Origin of the sequence: Pseudomonas sp. NGC7, from assembly GCF_047159675.1 — a bacterium.
In the GTDB taxonomy this organism is placed as follows: Bacteria; Pseudomonadota; Gammaproteobacteria; order Pseudomonadales; family Pseudomonadaceae; genus Aquipseudomonas; species Aquipseudomonas kermanshahensis.
Genome location: NZ_BAAFZY010000001.1, coordinates 697,126 through 714,894, shown reverse-complemented (window position 1 = coordinate 714,894; position 17,769 = coordinate 697,126). Strand labels below are relative to the sequence as shown.

At 64.0% G+C, this 17,769-nt stretch carries 13 protein-coding genes and 1 pseudogene; 9 read left to right on the top strand and 5 right to left on the bottom strand.

Annotated elements, in window-relative coordinates; genetic code table 11:
• The first annotated feature begins 9 nt into the window (after positions 1-9).
• Positions 10-1,365 carry an acetyl-CoA carboxylase biotin carboxylase subunit gene (gene accC, locus ACMCNM_RS03270; RefSeq protein ID WP_027594949.1) on the top strand — a complete coding sequence of 452 codons (1,356 nt, stop codon included), beginning with the start codon at positions 10-12 and terminating at the stop codon, positions 1,363-1,365.
• Positions 1,366-1,730: 365 nt separating this feature from the next.
• Here the strand turns inward: accC and ACMCNM_RS03265 are convergent, their stop codons facing one another.
• Positions 1,731-3,584: a sigma-54-dependent Fis family transcriptional regulator gene (locus ACMCNM_RS03265; protein WP_412763934.1), complete on the bottom strand. Its 1,854-nt coding sequence runs from the start codon at positions 3,582-3,584 to the stop codon at positions 1,731-1,733.
• Positions 3,585-3,867: 283 nt separating this feature from the next.
• On the opposite strand from ACMCNM_RS03265, the pseudogene ACMCNM_RS03260 reads away from it, so the two are divergent.
• The 7 genes and pseudogenes from ACMCNM_RS03260 to ACMCNM_RS03230 form a co-directional block, all read left to right on the top strand.
• Positions 3,868-4,907: pseudogene (locus ACMCNM_RS03260) on the top strand (ATP-NAD kinase family protein); the annotation flags it as partial.
• A 38-nt stretch (positions 4,908-4,945) separates the two neighbouring features.
• Complete coding sequence (locus ACMCNM_RS03255) at positions 4,946-5,923, top strand: thiamine pyrophosphate-dependent dehydrogenase E1 component subunit alpha (RefSeq protein ID WP_027594944.1); 978 nt, start codon at positions 4,946-4,948, stop codon at positions 5,921-5,923.
• 33 nt (positions 5,924-5,956) lie between these two features.
• The gene (locus ACMCNM_RS03250) at positions 5,957-6,979 is read left to right on the top strand and encodes an alpha-ketoacid dehydrogenase subunit beta (RefSeq protein ID WP_412763933.1); all 1,023 of its coding nucleotides are present in this window, start codon (positions 5,957-5,959) and stop codon (positions 6,977-6,979) included.
• Entirely contained in the window at positions 6,976-8,082 is a 1,107-nt protein-coding gene (locus tag ACMCNM_RS03245; RefSeq protein WP_412763932.1) for an acetoin dehydrogenase dihydrolipoyllysine-residue acetyltransferase subunit, read from the top strand. Before ACMCNM_RS03250 ends, ACMCNM_RS03245 begins: the two co-directional genes overlap by 4 nt.
• A 701-nt stretch (positions 8,083-8,783) precedes the next feature.
• Positions 8,784-9,044 carry a hypothetical protein gene (locus tag ACMCNM_RS03240; protein ID WP_265970169.1) on the top strand — a complete coding sequence of 87 codons (261 nt, stop codon included), beginning with the start codon at positions 8,784-8,786 and terminating at the stop codon, positions 9,042-9,044.
• 162 nt (positions 9,045-9,206) lie between these two features.
• Positions 9,207-10,940: a C13 family peptidase gene (locus tag ACMCNM_RS03235; RefSeq protein ID WP_412763931.1), complete on the top strand. Its 1,734-nt coding sequence runs from the start codon at positions 9,207-9,209 to the stop codon at positions 10,938-10,940.
• 27 nt (positions 10,941-10,967) lie between these two features.
• Positions 10,968-11,612, top strand: a complete 645-nt coding sequence (locus tag ACMCNM_RS03230) for an oxidoreductase (RefSeq protein WP_027594940.1) — start codon at positions 10,968-10,970, stop codon at positions 11,610-11,612.
• A gap of 43 nt (positions 11,613-11,655) precedes the next feature.
• Here the strand turns inward: ACMCNM_RS03230 and ACMCNM_RS03225 are convergent, their stop codons facing one another.
• The 4 genes from ACMCNM_RS03225 to ACMCNM_RS03210 form a co-directional block, all read right to left on the bottom strand.
• Complete coding sequence (locus ACMCNM_RS03225) at positions 11,656-11,943, bottom strand: YceK/YidQ family lipoprotein (RefSeq protein WP_027594939.1); 288 nt, start codon at positions 11,941-11,943, stop codon at positions 11,656-11,658.
• Positions 11,940-12,569, bottom strand: a complete 630-nt coding sequence (gene ubiX, locus ACMCNM_RS03220; protein ID WP_186682127.1) for a flavin prenyltransferase UbiX — start codon at positions 12,567-12,569, stop codon at positions 11,940-11,942. Before ubiX ends, ACMCNM_RS03225 begins: the two co-directional genes overlap by 4 nt.
• Complete coding sequence (gene mpl, locus ACMCNM_RS03215) at positions 12,566-13,915, bottom strand: UDP-N-acetylmuramate:L-alanyl-gamma-D-glutamyl-meso-diaminopimelate ligase (protein WP_085274005.1); 1,350 nt, start codon at positions 13,913-13,915, stop codon at positions 12,566-12,568. The genes ubiX and mpl overlap by 4 nt, the downstream gene beginning before the upstream one ends.
• A 66-nt stretch (positions 13,916-13,981) precedes the next feature.
• The gene (locus ACMCNM_RS03210; protein ID WP_412763930.1) at positions 13,982-15,988 is read right to left on the bottom strand and encodes a sigma-54-dependent Fis family transcriptional regulator; all 2,007 of its coding nucleotides are present in this window, start codon (positions 15,986-15,988) and stop codon (positions 13,982-13,984) included.
• A 255-nt stretch (positions 15,989-16,243) separates the two neighbouring features.
• Here ACMCNM_RS03210 and ACMCNM_RS03205 point away from each other — a divergent pair, with 255 nt between their 5' ends.
• On the top strand, positions 16,244-17,764 hold the full coding sequence (locus ACMCNM_RS03205; RefSeq protein WP_099428235.1) for an aldehyde dehydrogenase family protein: 1,521 nt from the start codon (positions 16,244-16,246) through the stop codon (positions 17,762-17,764).
• The last annotated feature ends 5 nt before the right edge of the window (positions 17,765-17,769 follow it).

Below are 17,769 nucleotides of genomic sequence, written 5' to 3'. Positions count from 1 at the left end.
GAGCCAACGATGTCTGCGAAGCTCGAAAAAGTCCTGATCGCCAACCGCGGGGAAATTGCCCTGCGGATCCTGCGTGCCTGCAAAGAGCTGGGCATCAAGACCGTCGCCGTGCACTCCACGGCTGACCGCGAACTGATGCACCTGGGCCTGGCAGACGAGTCGGTCTGCATCGGTCCCGCGTCATCCAAGGATTCGTACCTGCACATCCCGGCGATCATCGCTGCCGCCGAAGTGACTGGCGCCACCGCGATCCACCCGGGCTACGGCTTCCTGGCCGAAAACGCCGACTTTGCCGAGCAGGTAGAGAAATCCGGTTTCGCCTTCATCGGCCCGAAAGCCGACACCATTCGCCTGATGGGCGACAAGGTTTCGGCCAAGGACGCGATGATCAAGTCGGGCGTACCGACCGTACCAGGCTCTGACGGCCCGCTGCCGGAAGACGAAGAAGTCGCCCTGGCGATCGCCCGTGACGTCGGCTACCCGGTGATCATCAAGGCCGCCGGTGGCGGTGGTGGTCGCGGTATGCGTGTGGTGCACAAGGAAGAGGACCTGATCTCCTCGGCCAAGCTGACCCGTACCGAAGCCGGTGCTGCGTTCGGCAACCCGATGGTCTACCTGGAGAAGTTCCTGACCAACCCACGCCACGTGGAAGTTCAGGTACTGTCCGACGGCCAAGGCAACGCCATCCACCTGGGCGACCGTGACTGCTCGCTGCAGCGCCGTCACCAGAAGGTTTTGGAAGAAGCGCCAGCACCGGGCATCGACGAGAAGGCCCGTCAGGAAGTCTTCAAGCGTTGCGTCGATGCGTGCATCGAAATCGGCTACCGCGGTGCAGGTACTTTCGAGTTCCTGTACGAGAACGGCAGCTTCTACTTCATCGAGATGAACACCCGCGTACAGGTTGAGCATCCGGTGTCGGAAATGGTCACTGGCATCGACATCGTCAAGGAGATGCTGAGCATCGCCGCTGGCAACAAGCTGTCGTTCCGCCAGGAAGACGTGGTGATTCGTGGTCACTCGCTGGAGTGCCGGATCAACGCCGAAGACCCGAAGAAGTTCATCCCGAGCCCAGGCAAGGTCAAGCACTTCCACGCCCCAGGTGGCAACGGCGTTCGCGTCGATTCGCACCTGTACAGCGGTTATTCGGTTCCGCCGAACTACGACTCGCTGATCGGCAAGCTGATCACCTACGGCAAGGACCGCGAAGAAGCCATGGCGCGCATGCGCAATGCTCTGGACGAGATCGTCGTCGACGGCATCAAGACCAACATCCCACTGCACCGCGACCTGGTGCGTGATGAAGGTTTCTGCAAAGGCGGCGTCAACATTCACTACCTCGAGCACAAACTGGCCAGCCAGGAGTGATCGTGTAGTGTGATGTACCAAAACCCCGGACCTGTTCCGGGGTTTTTTTATGGGCTTTAGGGATAGGTGGTGCTGGCAGGTGCATGCCTTGAGGGGTGTGTTGCCGGTGAGATCGAGCGCCGCCCGCGCGGCGCATCGCGAGCAACGCTCGCTCCTACATTTGTTTTCGGCCAATAACGCCTGTGACAGGCGCGCACGACCGCCTTGTTTGTTCGACGCGATATCGCGTCATGCGCCAAGGCGGTCGCGCGCGTTTGCCCCAGGAATAATTGGCCCGAAACAAATGTAGGAGCGAGCGTTGCTCGCGATGCGCCGCGCGGGCGGCGCTCGATTCCACAGGCGCTGAATATCCTGAGACAAACCCATCACCCTTTCATTCTAGGCATCTCGATCCGATGCTCATGCACCCGCCGATACAGCGTCGCCCGCGATATCCCCAACGCCCGCGCCGCATCAGCCGGCTTCCAGCGGTGCCGGATCAGCGCATCGAGCAACAGTTGCCGAGCCGGGCTGCTGGCATCCACCTCAGCAGACGCCACCGCATCGCCGCGTACCTCCTGCGGCAAATCCTCAAGGCGCACCCACCCGCCCTCACTCACCGCACAGGCATAACGCAACACCTGCCGCAGTTGGCGCAGGTTCCCCGGCCAACGGTAAAGCAGCAGCGCCTGCAATGCATCGTCCGCCAACACCACCTCTACCCCGCACGCTTCGGCTTCTTCGGCTAACAGTTGATGAATCAAACCCAGCCGATCCTCCCGCTCACGCAACGGCGGCAGCGCGAACCGGGCGTTGGCCAGGCGGAAGTACAGGTCCTCACGAAAACGCCCATCCGCCACCATTGCTGCCAGGTCCCGGTGTGTCGCACAGATCACCTGAATATCCACCCGCTCACGCCGCGCCGCGCCCAAGGGCGCCACTTCGCCCTCCGCCAGCACGCGCAACAGCCGGGTTTGCAGGTTCAGTGGCATGTCGCCGATTTCGTCGAGAAACAGGGTGCCGCCATCAGCTTGCTGTAAAAGCCCTTGCATACCTTTGCTGGAGGCGCCGGTAAAGGCCCCGGCTACATAGCCGAACAGCTCGCTCTCGATCAGGCTCTCAGGGATGGCCGCACAGTTCAGCGTGACGAAAGGCCCCTTGCGGCGCTGGCTTTGCTGGTGCAACTGACGGGCAAAAACCTCTTTGCCCGAGCCCGTCTCGCCTTGCACCAGCACCGCCAGGCTACAGTCCTTGACCCGCGTGGCCAGGCGCAGGTGCTGCTCGATGCGCGCGTCCTGTGCCTGGTGCAAAGGCTGCGGGCGCGAGCGCCGTTGCGGTGCGCTGACGCGGCCATACAGTTCGCCCCAGCCTGGCAAGCGCTGGGCCGAGGCCTCGTTACTACAGCGCAGCTGGCCCAGGTCGAACAGCTCGCCGATGTGCTCAGGCAAGCGGCCTAGGCGCTCCACCAGGCGCTGCCGGGCCAGGCTGTTGATTGCCTGCAGGCGGCCATCGGCATCCCAGGCCAGCAAGTAGTCGGGCTGGCTTTCGACATAGCCCGGCGTGCCATGCGCGCGCATCACCCAATGGCCCTGGGCACTGTGCATGAAGAAGGCGTTTTCTATCTCGCGCGCGGTCTGCTCGACCAACTGCCGAATCAGGTGCTGGCTGCGGCGGTCATCCGGGGATCGCAAGGCCGAGACATCCACCACACCCAGCAGCTCGCCCAGTGGGTCGAATACCGGTGCCGCCGTGCAGGTCAGGCCAATGAAGGCGGCGCGAAAATGATCGCGCTTGTGCACCGTGACCGGCGCCTTGCTGGTCAGCACCGCCGCCACCCCGCACGTGCCCTCCTCGCCTTCCGACCAGCAGGTGCCCAGGTACAACCCGGCCTTGCGGCAGTCATTGCGGATGGCGGACTCGACCCGGTAATCGATGGTCTGCCCCTGGGCATCGGTGAGCAGCACGCAATAGTCGGCGCCGCGGACCTGCTCATGCAGCCGTGCCACGGCGTCGCCGGCGATGCGCAGAAACAGCTCGGCACGTTCGCGGCATTCGTTGAGCAGGCTTTGCGAAAGGATACGTGGGCCCTGCTGGGAGCCTGGGTCGAGGCGATACAGGTCCATGGAGCGGCGCCAGGAATCGAGGATCAGCGGCGGCACCGGTGCCTGTGGCAGGCGGTCGGCGTTTTTCAGCACCCGGCTGACGCAGTCGACATGGGCTCGGGAGTTCGCGGCAAGCATTCAGGCCCTCCGGTTCTCATTGCTGTTTTTATCGTTGTGCGGCCATTAAGCGCTTCCGGGCATGCCCCGACAAGCACTGTGTGAATACCGGCTCGCTTGAGACGCAGCGTCTCAGCGTCTCGGCAAACGCCGCCGCAGCCTGGCACCCCGCGTCTCGCCGGGCATGCTGGGCGCACGCCCCTTCCTACGCACAGACCGCTCTGGCACAGCCACTTCAGGCAGATGAAACAAAGCTGGCACCTCCCTTGCTCTGTCCCTGACAAACAAGAATACGAGGTGCGCCATGCCGCAACCCACCCCGACTGTCGGGATCATTGCCAACCCTGCCTCCGGCCGCGACCTGCGCCGCCTGACCGCCAGTGCCGGGCTCTATTCGAGCACCGACAAGGCGTCGGCGATCCAGCGGCTGTTGGCCGCCTTCGGTGCCACCGGCATCGGCCGGGTGCTGCTGCCAACCGACATGACCGGCATCGCCGCCGCCGTGCTCAAGGCCAGCCAAGGCCCCGCTGCGCGCGACCAGCACTGGCCGAACATCGAGGTGCTCGACCTGCCATTGACCCAGACCGTTGCCGATACCCGCCTGGCCACCCGACGCATGGTCGGCCAAGGCGTGGCGATGATCGCGGTGCTCGGCGGCGACGGCACCCACAAGGCAGTGGCAGCAGAAGCCGGTGACATCCCACTGCTGACCTTGTCCACCGGCACCAACAATGCCTTCCCGGAATTACGCGAAGCCACCAGCGCCGGCCTGGCGGGCGGCTTGCTCGCCAGCGGCCGCGTGCCCGCCAGCATCGGCCTGCGCCGCAACAAGCGCTTGCGGGTGAAGGTGCCCGAGCAGCAGTTGGACGAGTGGGCACTGGTGGAAGTCGCCGTGTCACCCCAGCGTTTCATCGGCGCCCGCGCCCTGAGCCGCAGCGAAGACCTGAGCGAGGTGTTCGCCTGCTTCGCCGAACCCCATGCCATTGGCCTGTCGGCCCTGTGCGGCTTGTGGTGCCCGGTGTCACGCCAGGACCCGCACGGCGCCTGGGTGCGCCTGAACCCTGGCGCCGAGCAGGCCCTGCTCGCGCCCCTGGCGCCTGGCCTGCTGCAAGGCTGCGGCATCACCGCCAGCGGCGTGCTGACGCCCGGCGCCGCCCATCGCCTGAGCCTAAGCAGCGGCACCCTGGCCCTGGATGGTGAACGCGAGATCGAATTCGCCGAGCACGACACCCCCACCATCACCCTGGACCACCAAGGCCCGCTCACCGTGGACGTCGAGGCCGTGCTGGCCCACGCCGCCCGCCATCACCTGCTGGCCGTGCCGCGCGGCCACCGGCTACACCCTGCAACCGCGTGTTGAGACAACCCTGGAGAACAACAAGATGTCCAATCAACTCAGTACAGAACAACTACTGCATGCCTATGAAGTGATGCGCACCATCCGCGCCTTCGAGGAACGTCTGCACGTGGAATTCGCCACCGGCGAAATCCCCGGTTTCGTCCACCTCTATGCCGGCGAAGAAGCGTCCGCCGCAGGCGTCATGGCCCACCTGCGTGACAGCGACTGCATCGCCTCGACCCACCGCGGCCACGGCCACTGCATCGCCAAGGGCGTAGACGTGTACGGCATGATGGCCGAGATCTACGGCAAGAAGACCGGCGTGTGCGGCGGCAAGGGCGGCTCGATGCACATTGCCGACCTGGAAAAGGGCATGCTCGGTGCCAACGGCATCGTCGGGGCCGGTGCGCCATTGGTTGCAGGCGCCGCGCTGGCCGCCAAACTCAAGGGCCGCGATGACGTGTCGGTGGCCTTCTTCGGCGACGGTGCCTCCAACGAAGGCGCCGTGTTCGAAGCCATGAACATGGCCTCGATCATGAACCTGCCGTGCATCTTCGTCGCCGAGAACAACGGCTACGCCGAGGCCACGGCGTCGAACTGGTCGGTGGCCTGCGACCACATTGCCGACCGCGCTGCCGGCTTTGGCATGCCGGGCGTGACCATCGATGGTTTCGACTTCTTCGCCGTGTACGAAGCCGCAGGCGCTGCCATCGAGCGTGCGCGATCCGGACAAGGCCCCTCGCTGATCGAGGTCAAGCTCAGCCGCTACTACGGCCACTTCGAAGGGGACGCGCAAACCTACCGCGCCCCGGATGAAGTGAAAAACCTGCGCGAGTCCCGTGATTGCCTGATGCAGTTCCGCAACAAGACCACCCGTGCCGGCCTGCTCAGCGCTGAGCAACTCGACGCCATCGACGCGCGTGTCGAAGACCTGATCGAAGACGCCGTGCGCCGCGCCAAATCCGATCCCAAGCCACAGCCCGCCGACCTGCTCAGCGACGTCTACGTCAGCTACCCCTGAGCCGCGGATTACAAGAACAAGAGGAGAATCACCATGGCAAGAAAGATCAGCTACCAGCAGGCCATCAACGAAGCCTTGGCCCAGGAAATGCGCCGCGACAGCACTGTCTTCATCATTGGCGAAGACGTGGCTGGCGGTGCCGGTGCGCCCGGTGAAGAGGACGCCTGGGGTGGCGTGCTGGGCGTGACCAGGGGCCTGTATCACCAGTTCCCGGGGCGGGTGCTCGACGCGCCGCTGTCGGAAATCGGCTATGTCGGCGCCGCCGTGGGTGCCGCAACCCAAGGCCTGCGCCCGGTGTGCGAACTGATGTTCGTCGACTTCGCCGGCTGCTGCCTGGACCAGATCCTCAACCAGGCCGCCAAATTCCGCTACATGTTCGGCGGCAAGGCCGTGACCCCGCTGGTGATGCGCACCATGTACGGCGCTGGCCTGCGCGCTGCGGCCCAGCACTCGCAGATGCTCACCTCGCTGTGGACACACATCCCCGGCCTCAAGGTGGTCTGCCCGTCCTCGCCATACGATGCCAAGGGCTTGTTGATCCAGGCGATACGCGACAACGACCCGGTGATCTTCTGCGAGCACAAGTTGCTCTACAGCCTGCAGGGCGAGGTGCCGGAAGAGGTCTACAGCGTGCCGTTCGGCGAAGCCAACTTCCTGCGCGACGGCGACGACGTGACCCTGGTGACCTACGGGCGCATGGTCCATGTGGCGCTGGAAGCCGCCAACAACTTGGCCCGCCAAGGCATCGACTGCGAAGTGCTGGACCTGCGCACCACCAGCCCGCTGGATGAAGACAGCATCCTGGAAAGTGTCGAGAAAACCGGCCGTCTGGTGGTGATCGACGAAGCCAACCCGCGCTGCTCGATGGCCACCGACATCAGCGCACTGGTGGCGCAGAAAGCCTTCAGCGCCCTCAAGGGCCCGATCGAGATGGTCACCGCGCCGCACACGCCGGTGCCGTTCTCCGATGCGCTGGAAGACCTGTACATCCCCGACGCGGCGAAGATCGAGGCCGCCGTGCGCAAAGTGATCGAAGCTGCAAGGAGCGCCGCATGAGCCAGATCCATACGCTGACCATGCCCAAGTGGGGCCTGTCGATGACCGAGGGCCGGGTGGACACCTGGCTCAAGCAGGAAGGTGACCCCATCAACAAAGGCGACGAAGTGCTGGACGTCGAGACCGACAAGATCAGCAGCAGCGTCGAAGCCCCCTTCAGCGGTGTATTGCGCCGCCTGGTGGCCCAGCCAGATGAAACCCTGCCGGTCGGCGCGTTGCTGGCGGTGGTGGTGGAAGGCGAAGCCGACGAGGCCGAGATCGATGCCGTGGTGCAGCGCTTCCAGGCTGAATTCGTCGCCGAAGGTGGCGCCGACCAGGCACAAGGGCCAACCCCGCAAAAAGCCGACGTGGGCGGCCGCCTGTTGCGCTGGTTCGAACTGGGCGAAGGCGGAACGCCGCTGGTCCTGGTGCATGGCTTTGGCGGTGATTTGAACAACTGGTTGTTCAACCACCCGGCGCTGGCGGCCGAGCGCCGCGTCATCGCCCTTGACCTGCCGGGGCACGGGGAGTCGGCCAAGGCGCTGCAACGCGGCGACCTGGATGAACTGAGCGAAACTGTGCTGGCACTGCTCGACCACCTGGACATCCCCCGCGCCCACCTGGCCGGGCACTCGATGGGCGGCGCTGTCAGCCTCAACGTGGCGCGCCTGGCGCCACAGCGGGTGGCCAGCCTCACCCTGGTGGCCAGTGCTGGGCTTGGGACTGCCATCAACGGGCAGTACCTCCAAGGTTTCGTGGCTGCGGCGAACCGCAATGCACTCAAGCCGCAAATGGTGCAGTTGTTTGCCGACCCGGCGCTGGTCACCCGGCAATTGCTGGAGGACATGCTCAAGTTCAAGCGCCTGGAGGGCGTCGATGCGGCGCTGCGCCAGCTGGTGTCGGCCATCGCCGAGGGCGACCAGCAGCGCCACGACCTGCGCGGTGTGCTGGGGCAGCACCCGGCGCTGGTGATTTGGGGCGGGAAGGACGCGATTATCCCGGCCAGCCATGCCGACGGGCTGGAAGCCGAAGTGCTGGTACTGCCGGACGCTGGCCATATGGTGCAGATGGAGGCGGCTGAAGCGGTCAACCGGAAGATGGTGGATTTTTTGCGGGGGCATTGAGGGAATGAGGGGCATGGCTTGGGGTGGTGTCTGGGTTTAGAAGTACATGCCTTGAGGGGTTCTGCGCCTGTGAGATCGAGCGCCGCCCGCGCGGCGCATCGCGAGCAACGCTCGCTCCTACGTTTGTTTCGGGCCAATTATTCCTGGGGCAAACGCGCGCGACCGCCTTGACGGATGACGCGATATCGCGTCGAACAAACAAGGCGGTCGCGCGCGCCTGTCACAGGCGTTATTGGCCGAAAACAAACGTAGGAGCGAGCGTTGCTCGCGATGCGCCGCGCGGGCGGCGCTCGACCTCAGAGGCGCTGCCCTAATCAAGGCATGCACCTGTCAGCCACCACCTAATCCCCCGACATGCACCCCGCCATCGCGCGATCTGTAAGGTATTTCCGAACCTGAAACGAAATGCTTCAGCTCTCATCATCAAGCGAATTATCCTACGAGCCTGTCCGAGGTCGCTCCATTGTCGGGGAAACATCTCAGGGATAACGTCTCAGGGTCGCCATGTTTGGTGACCGGGCGTGAGAAACCCGAAGGTGTGTGATTGCGGCATTCGTCATGGCAGCCGTGCGCGGGCAGGCTTCGGTCTGGCCGAGCTCACACGTCCTCGGATTTCTCACCCCGTGCACGGTCGCCACCCTAGTCCCGTGAGAAAGGACCCTGTGGAGGCTATTTTCTGAACCGACGTGTGAGTTGTGATTATGAAGAAGATTGTCCCAGATCCACCCAAAACGCTGACTTCCCGCCCCTTCTACAGCATCAACCAAGACATGCCCTCGGTAGACGCCGTGATCCATGCTCTCCAGTTGATGAGCGGTATCGAAGACACCCTGGACGAATACATCTGCGCCAATGCGGGTGAGCCGGGCATCAACATGCTGGTCAATGCGGTGCATCACCTACAGATGACCAAAGCGCTGGCCGAGTTGCTGTTGCGTCGCCAGGCCGGGAGCATCACCTAGCATTGATACTGCTCCGCCCACAAGGGCAGCGCAGATACTGGAGCGGCCTTGCCGGGGCGCTCCTACAAAGACTGCGGGCCTGTTGTTTATCTGCTTATGCCCTATCTGTCTCAGCCCCCCATTCTGCGTCATACTCGGCAGACCTATTGCCCGGTCTCCACCATGCGTCCACTGATCCCTGTCACCCTGATCCTGTTGCTCGCCGCGTGCGGAGATGGCGAATCGCTACTACCTCCGGACGCGCGGCTGCCCGACGGCGGGCGTTACCGGGGCGAAGTGGTCAATGGCCTGCTGCAAGGCGAGGGCCGCATCGACTACCCCAATGGCAGCTGGTACGCCGGCAGTTTCAAGGACGGCCAATGGCATGGTCAGGGCGAATGGCACGGCCAGAACGGTGAGGTCTACCGGGGCCAGTTCGCCGAAGGCCTGTTCCAGGGCCTCGGCGACTTGACCACACCGGGCAGCCACTATGCCGGCACCTTCAGCCACGGCCGACGTGACGGTGAAGGCACCCTCAAGCAAGCCGACCAGACCTACCGCGGCCAGTTCAAGGACGACCAGTACGAAGGCGCAGGCGAGCTGGAGCTGGCCGACGGCAGCCGCTACCAGGGTCTGTTCGCCAAAGGCAAACCGAACGGTGCCGGCGTGCGCAGCGACGCCAGCGGCAACCAGTTCAGCGGCCGTTTCGTCGATGGCCTGCTGCAAGGCAGCGGCACCTACGACAGCGTCGACGGCGAGCAATACATCGGGGAGTTCAAGGACAACCGCCTGGAAGGCCGCGGCCGCTATGAAAGCGCCGAAGGTGACGTGTGGATCGGCGAATTCAAGGATGGCTCACTGGTCGGCGAAGGTGAACTGCTCGGCAGCGATGGCAGCCATTACAAAGGCGGTTTCGTTGACTGGCACTTTTCTGGCCAAGGCAACCTGCAACTGGCCGACGGCAGCCAGTACATCGGCACCTTCGAAAACGATGCCTACCATGGCAAAGGCCGGCTGACCCTCAGCAACGGCAAGGTCGAGGGTGGCACTTGGGTCAATGGCGTACGCGTGCGCGACGAAAAGGGCACGCTGTTGCCCGACCCGCTAGACCTGGCCTTGCTCAACCAGGGCCGCCTGCTAGAGGACGCGCTGGCACGGGTGCCGCCTACCGCGCCGGCCATCCAGTTATACAGCCTGGTCGTGGCCGGCGATGGCCAGCAAAGCGTGTTCCTGCGCGAAGCCGACTATGTCAGCAACATGCTCAAAGTCCGTTTTGGCGCCCGCGGCCAGGTCACCCTGGTCAACCACCGGGACCACATGGCCAGCCGCCCCATGGCCACCCGCGAGAACCTCATCCGCGCTGCCCATACCCTGGCCGAACGCAGCGGCCCCGAGGACCTGGTGTTCATCTACCTCACCAGCCACGGCAGCCACGACCACCAACTGGTGCTCGACCAACCCCGCCTGCAACTGGCCGACCTGTCCGCCGACGAGCTGGCCAGTGCCCTGGCACCGCTGAAAGAGCGCGACAAGGTAATCGTCATCTCGGCCTGCTATTCAGGGGGCTACATCGCGCCGCTCAAAGACGATCGCACGGTGATCATGACCGCCGCCCGCGCCGATCGGGTGTCGTTCGGTTGCTCGGAAGAAGCCGACTTCACCTACTTTGGCGATGCCCTGTTCGCCGAGGCGCTGAACCAGACCGACGACCTGAAACAGGCGTTTGAACTGGCACGCGCCAGCGTTGCCGAAAGAGAACGAAAGGAAGGTTTCGAAGCCTCTGAACCGCAGCTGTGGGCGCCGCCAGCAGTACTGGCACACTGGCAGCACCTACGCCGGCAACAGGCCGAAGAAGCGCTACGCAATGCTGCGCAAGCGACGGTGGAGCAGCAGGAAAAAAAGCCCGGCAACCACTAAGCTTGTGTGTAACAAGGGAGAGACATCATGTATTTGACGCCTCAGCATGTCCTGCTTGCCGGTGCCACGGGTCTGACGGGTGAACACCTGCTAGACCGCCTACTCAACGAACCGACCATCAGCCGGGTGCTGGCCCCTACGCGCCGGCCGCTGGCCGAACACCCGCACCTGGAAAACCCAGTGGGCGACCCGGCGGTGTTTCTTCCGCAGCTGGCCGGGCGTGTCGATATCGCCTATTGCTGCCTGGGTACCACGCTCAAGCAGGCCGGCTCCGAATCGGCTTTCCGCGCCGTCGATCTGGACATGGTCGTGGCCTTCAGCAAGCGCGCCCGGGAACTCGGTGCACGCCATTTGCTGGTTGTCAGCGCAGTCGGCGCCGACCCTAAATCATCGATCTTCTACAACCGCGTCAAAGGTGAAATGGAGGAAGCGCTGAAGGCCCAGGACTGGCCACAGCTGACCATCGTCCGCCCGTCGGTGCTGCTGGGTGATCGCATTGAGCCGCGCTTTGGCGAGCAACTGATTTCGCCGCTTTCCAAGCTGATACCTGGGAAGTATCGAGGTATCGAGGCGTGCACCCTGGCACGGGCGCTGTGGCGCCTGGCGCTGGAGGAAGAAGACGGGGTGCGGGTGATCGAGTCGGATGAACTGCGCCGCCTGGGCAAAAACTAGCGCCGGGCGTGGATCCCGCACGGATTACGCGTTAATACGGTAATCAAAGCCCGCCGGTGGCCTGGAAGCCGACGCCTGCGGCCGTCAGCAACGACAACGGCAGCAGCAGCGTATCCAGTAACAGGCTACCGGGCAGATCCAGGCCTGGGTAGGCCGGCGCAAGCGCGCCGAAATGATCTTTAGGGCAGCACCCGCCGTTCATCACATACAGGTCCAGCCGCGTACCGGCATACACCACCGGCGCGCCCGGCTTGTTGGCATCCAGCGTACGCACCGTGGCGCAGCCACTGAGCAGCGCCAATGCGACCAACCCCGACAGTGCTCGCTTCAATCATCCGCCCCAAAGTGATGTTCACCCCAACGTGGCAGCATGTCCTGAGGGATGTCCAGCAGGTTGAGAATGCGCGCAACGACGAAATCGATCAGGTCATCGATGGTTTGCGGCTGATGGTAGAAGCCTGGGGCCGCAGGCAAGATCACGGCACCCATCTGCGACAGCTTGAGCATGTTCTCCAGGTGGATCGTCGAGAACGGGGCCTCACGCGGCACCAGAATCAACTGGCGGCGCTCCTTCAAGGTGACGTCGGCGGCCCGCTCGATCAGGTTGTTGCAAGCACCGGTGGCAATCGCCGACAAGGTACCCGTGGAACACGGCACCACCACCATCGCCGCCGGTGCGCCAGAGCCGGAAGCCACCGGCGACATCCAGTCTTCCTTGCCATACACGCGGATCTGGCCGTCGGCAGCGCCGGTGTATTCGGTCAGAAACGCCTGCATCGCCTGAGGCTTAGGCGGCAGCAACACATCGGTTTCGGTGGACATCACCAACTGCGCGGCCTTGGAAATGAGGAAATGCACCTCGCGGTCCTCACGCACTAGGCAATCGAGCAGGCGCAGGCCATATTGCGCGCCAGAGGCGCCCGTCATGGCCAGGGTGATGCGCTCCGGCCCGCTCACTTGAGCGCCTCGGCCAGTTTGCCGTGCAGGCCGCCGAAGCCGCCGTTGCTCATGATCACCACGTGGGTGCCCGGCCGTGCCTGGCCCTTGATGCGCTCGATGATCGCTTCGAGGCTGTCGGCAACCACGCTCGGCACGGTGCACTGCGCCGCCGTGGCGGCCAGGTCCCAACCCAGGTTGGCCGGTGCGTACCAGATGACCTGGTCGGCATCGTTGACGCTTTCCGGCAGGCCATCGCGGTGGGCACCGAGCTTCATCGAGTTGGAGCGCGGCTCGATCACCGCAATCACCGGTGCTTCACCTACGCGCTTGCGCAGGCCGTCGAGGGTAGTGGCGATGGCGGTCGGGTGGTGAGCGAAGTCATCGTAGATGGTCACGCCCTGCACTTCAGCGACCTTCTCCATGCGCCGCTTGACGCTCTTGAAGGCGCTCAACCCGGCGATACCCATGGCCGGCACTACACCGACATGGCGGGCCGCAGCCAGGGTTGCCAAGGCATTGGCGACGTTGTGCTGACCGGTCAGCGCCCAATCGACCACGCCCTGTGCCTCGCCCTCGAACAGCACTTCGAAGCGCGACCCATCGGGGCTGAGCAGGCGCGCCTGCCATTGGCCGCCTTCACCGGTGGTTTGCACCGGGGTCCAGCAACCCATGCCGATGACCCGCTCCAGCGCCTGTTCGGTGGTCGGATGGATCACCAGGCCTTCACTCGGGATCGTGCGCACCAGGTGGTGGAACTGGCGCTCGATGGAGGCCAGATCGGGGAAGATGTCCGCGTGATCGAACTCAAGGTTGTTGAGAATCGCGGTGCGCGGGTGGTAGTGAACGAACTTCGAGCGTTTATCGAAGAACGCACTGTCGTACTCGTCGGCCTCGACCACGAAGAACGGGGTGTCGCCCAAACGCGCGGACACCGAGAAGTTCTGTGGCACGCCGCCGATCAAGAACCCAGGGCTCATGCCGGCATGCTCCAGCACCCAAGCCAGCATGCTGCTGGTGGTGGTCTTGCCATGGGTACCGGCAACGGCCAATACCCAGCGGCCCTGCAGCACGTGGTCAGCCAGCCACTGAGGGCCAGAGACATAGGGCAGGCCCTTGTTCAACACGTATTCCACCGCCGGGTTGCCCCGCGACATGGCGTTGCCGACCACTACCAAGTCGGGTGCAGGGTCTAGCTGAGCCGGGTCATAGCCCTGGGTCAGCTCGATGCCCTGGGCTTCGAGCTGGGTGCTCATCGGGGGATAGACATTGGCATCGGAGCCGGTGACGCGGTGGCCAAGCTCTTTGGCCAGGACCGCCAGGGAACCCATGAACGTGCCGCAAATACCGAGAATGTGAATATGCATGGTCGACCTCGCAAAACATCGAGGCAGGGTAGCCCAGGGCGCGGGAAATCGCACCCGCTGTTTCGCTCAGCCGACCCGGGTGATGCCGTGTTTGCGCAGTTTTCGATACAAGGTATTGCGGCTGATGCCCAGATGCTCGGCAACGCGGGTCAAGTGCCAGCGGTTTGCCTCCAGCACTGACAGCAGCGCTTCGCACTCAGCGTCCTCAAGGCGCACTGGCGCGCGCTTGTGGGGGAGACCGTTTTGCTCCTCGTGTGGGAGCGGGCTTGCCCCGCGAACACCGGCAAAGCCGGTGCCATCCACCGCGTTGCCTGCTTCGCGCGGCAAGCCCGCCCCCACAGGGGCCGCATTACTCCGGAAAGTCGCGGGCAGGTCGGAGAACCCGATGTAGGTGTTATCGCAAAGCGCCACGAGCGTGCGCAATACATTGCGCATCTGCCGCACGTTCCCCGGCCAGGCAAAGTCCAGCAGCGCCTGACGCGCACTGGGCTCCAGTTCGACCCGTTGCCCCTGGGCTTCCTGACGCAGCAAAAAGTCCAGCAACTGGCCCTTGTCACTGCGCTCACGCACCGCGGGCAAGGCCACCTCCAGCCCGTTCAGCCGGTAATACAGGTCTTCGCGGAAGCTGCCCTGCGCCACCCGCTCCAGCAGGTCGCGGTGGGTGGCACTGACGATGCGCACGTCCACGGCCTGGGGCTCGCCGCCAATCGGCACCACCTGGCGCTCTTCCAGGACCCGCAACAGGCGCGTCTGCAAGGCCAGTGGCATGTCACCAATCTCGTCCAGCAACAACGTGCCGCCATCGGCCTGCAGCAGCTTGCCGCGCATGCCTTCCTTGCGTGCGCCGGTAAAGCTGCCACCGCGGTAACCGAACAGCTCGCTTTCGATCAGGCTCTCTGGGATCGAGGCGCAGTTGATCGCCACGAACGGCTTGCCGCGACGCAGGCTGGCCTGGTGCACGGCCTGGGCGAATGCCTCCTTGCCGCAACCGGTCTCGCCACGCAACAGCAGCGGCACATCGCGCTCGAATACCCGCACGCAGCGGCGGAAGTCGTTTTGCAACGCCGGGTCGAGCAGGCAGATGCCTGGCGCTTCAGCACGCTGGGGCTGGGGCTGGCTGAGCGGTACTGACCATACCGGCGTACGCGCCTGGCCCCGCAGGCTGGCAAACACCTGGCGGCCGTCGCGAGTCTGCAACGGCCAAACAGTACTGCCGCCTGGCACGGCGCGGCTGAACAGTTCGTCGTGGCTGCAGGCAAAAAACCGCTCCACCGGTTGCCCCAGCACGCCACCGCGAACGGTGCCCAACAGGTTGAGCGCGCTCTGGTTGGCGGCGCAAATCCGCCCGTCACCCTCGAAGGCCAGCAAGCCCTCGCTGAACAAGCCGACCGACTCAGCCTGCAGATGAAAGCGCAGGAGCCACTGCTGCTGGAAATGACGCAGGAAATAACAGCTCTCGATCATCTTCGCCGAGAGGTTGACCAAGGCCATGGTGTGGAACTGGCTCTGCCGCGACACATCGGGCCGCGCCGACGACACGTCGAGTACCGCCAGCAGTTCGCCATGCGGGTCGAACACCGGGCTTGCCGAGCACGTCAGGCCGGTGTGGCGGCCACGAAAGTGTTCGTGCTGATGAATGGTCAGGGCCTGGCGCTCGACCAGGCAGGTGCCGATACCGTTGGTGCCTTCGCGCGCCTCGCTCCAGTCGGCGCCCAGCCACAGCCCTGCCCGCTCGAAGATGCGCCGCTCGCTGGGGGCGCTGACACAGTTGAGGATCACCCCACGGGCATCGGTCAGCAGCACCGCATGGCCAGCGCCAGAGAGCTGCTGATGCAGGCTGTTCATCTCGGCGTCGGCAATTTTCAGCACCTGGTGCAGGCGCTCGCGGGTTTCCAGCAAGCGCCCGTGTTCAAGCACCACGGGGGCCTCGATCAGCGTCGGGTCGAGGTGGTAATCCTCGAGGCAGCGCAGCCAGGACCGGGCGATCGCCGGGTCACTGCCGCCCGCCCCGGCTTCACCGTGGGCAACGGTATGCACTTGCTGGGCATGGCGACTCAAGTGATTGCTCTGCATGTGTTGTGGTTCTCCGCAGATCGAGCGTTCAGCCAGCATCCTCCACCCGGCGGGCCTTTGCAATGCACCTGCCGGCAGCGTGTCGCAAATGGCACAAAGTGTCACACAGGCCGTACCACGGCTGGCACAGCGGGCTTTCACAGCCCCCTGAAAATTACCCTAAGTACTTGATTTAGCAGAACCTCAAAACACTGGCCCAACCTTTGCTCTACGCTTTTCAACTCCCTAACAAACACAATAGCCAGGAGACACACCATGCGTTACGCACATCCCGGTACCGAAGGCGCGAAGGTTTCCTTCAAGAGCCGCTACGGCAACTACATCGGTGGTGAATTCGTAGCTCCGGTCAAGGGGCAGTACTTCGAAAACACCTCCCCGGTGAATGGCAAGCTGATCGCAGAGTTTCCCCGCTCCACTGCCGAAGACATCGACAAAGCCCTGGATGCCGCCCACGCCGCCGCCGATGCCTGGGGCCGCACGTCCGTTCAGGACCGCTCCAACGTGCTGCTGAAAATCGCCGACCGCATCGAGCAGAACCTTGAAGTCCTGGCCATTACCGAAACCTGGGACAACGGCAAGCCAATCCGCGAAACCCTCAACGCCGACATCCCGCTGGCAGTCGATCACTTCCGTTACTTCGCCGGTTGCATCCGCGCCCAAGAGGGCGGCGCCGCCGAAATCAACGAAGGCACCGTCGCCTATCACATTCACGAGCCTCTGGGCGTGGTCGGGCAGATTATCCCGTGGAACTTCCCGCTGCTGATGGCCGCGTGGAAACTCGCCCCGGCCTTGGCCGCAGGCAACTGCGTGGTCCTCAAACCCGCCGAGCAGACCCCGCTGGGCATCACCGTACTGATGGAGCTGATCGGCGACCTGCTGCCCAAAGGCGTGCTCAACGTCGTCCAAGGGTACGGCCGCGAAGCGGGCGAAGCGCTGGCCACCAGCAAACGCATCGCCAAAATCGCCTTCACCGGTTCGACCCCGGTCGGCTCGCACATCATGAAATGCGCCGCCGAAAACATCATCCCGTCCACCGTCGAGCTGGGCGGCAAGTCGCCTAACGTGTACTTCGAAGACATCATGCAGGCCGAGCCGAGCTTCATCGAGAAGGCCGCCGAAGGCATGGTGCTGGCATTCTTCAACCAGGGCGAAGTGTGCACCTGCCCGTCGCGTGCCCTGGTGCAGGAGTCGATCTACCCGCAGTTCATGGAAGTGGTGATGAAGAAGGTCCTGCAGATCAAGCGTGGCGATCCGCTGGACACCGACACCATGGTCGGCGCCCAGGCGTCGCAACAGCAGTTCGAGAAGATCCTGTCGTACCTGGAAATCGCCAAGGAAGAAGGCGCTGAGCTGCTGACCGGCGGCAAGGTGGAAAAACTCGAAGGCGCGCTGTCGACCGGCTACTACATCCAGCCGACCCTGCTCAAGGGCAACAACAAGATGCGCGTATTCCAGGAAGAAATCTTCGGCCCGGTGGTCAGCGTCACCACCTTCAAGGACGAAGCCGAAGCCCTGGCGATTGCCAACGACACCGAGTTCGGCCTGGGTGCCGGTGTGTGGACCCGCGACATCAACCGCGCCTATCGCATGGGCCGTGGCATCAAGGCTGGCCGCGTATGGACCAACTGCTACCACCTGTACCCGGCGCATGCCGCGTTTGGCGGTTACAAGAAGTCCGGCGTTGGGCGTGAGACCCACAAGATGATGCTCGATCACTACCAGCAGACCAAGAACCTGCTGGTGAGTTACGACATCAATCCGTTGGGCTTCTTCTAAACCTG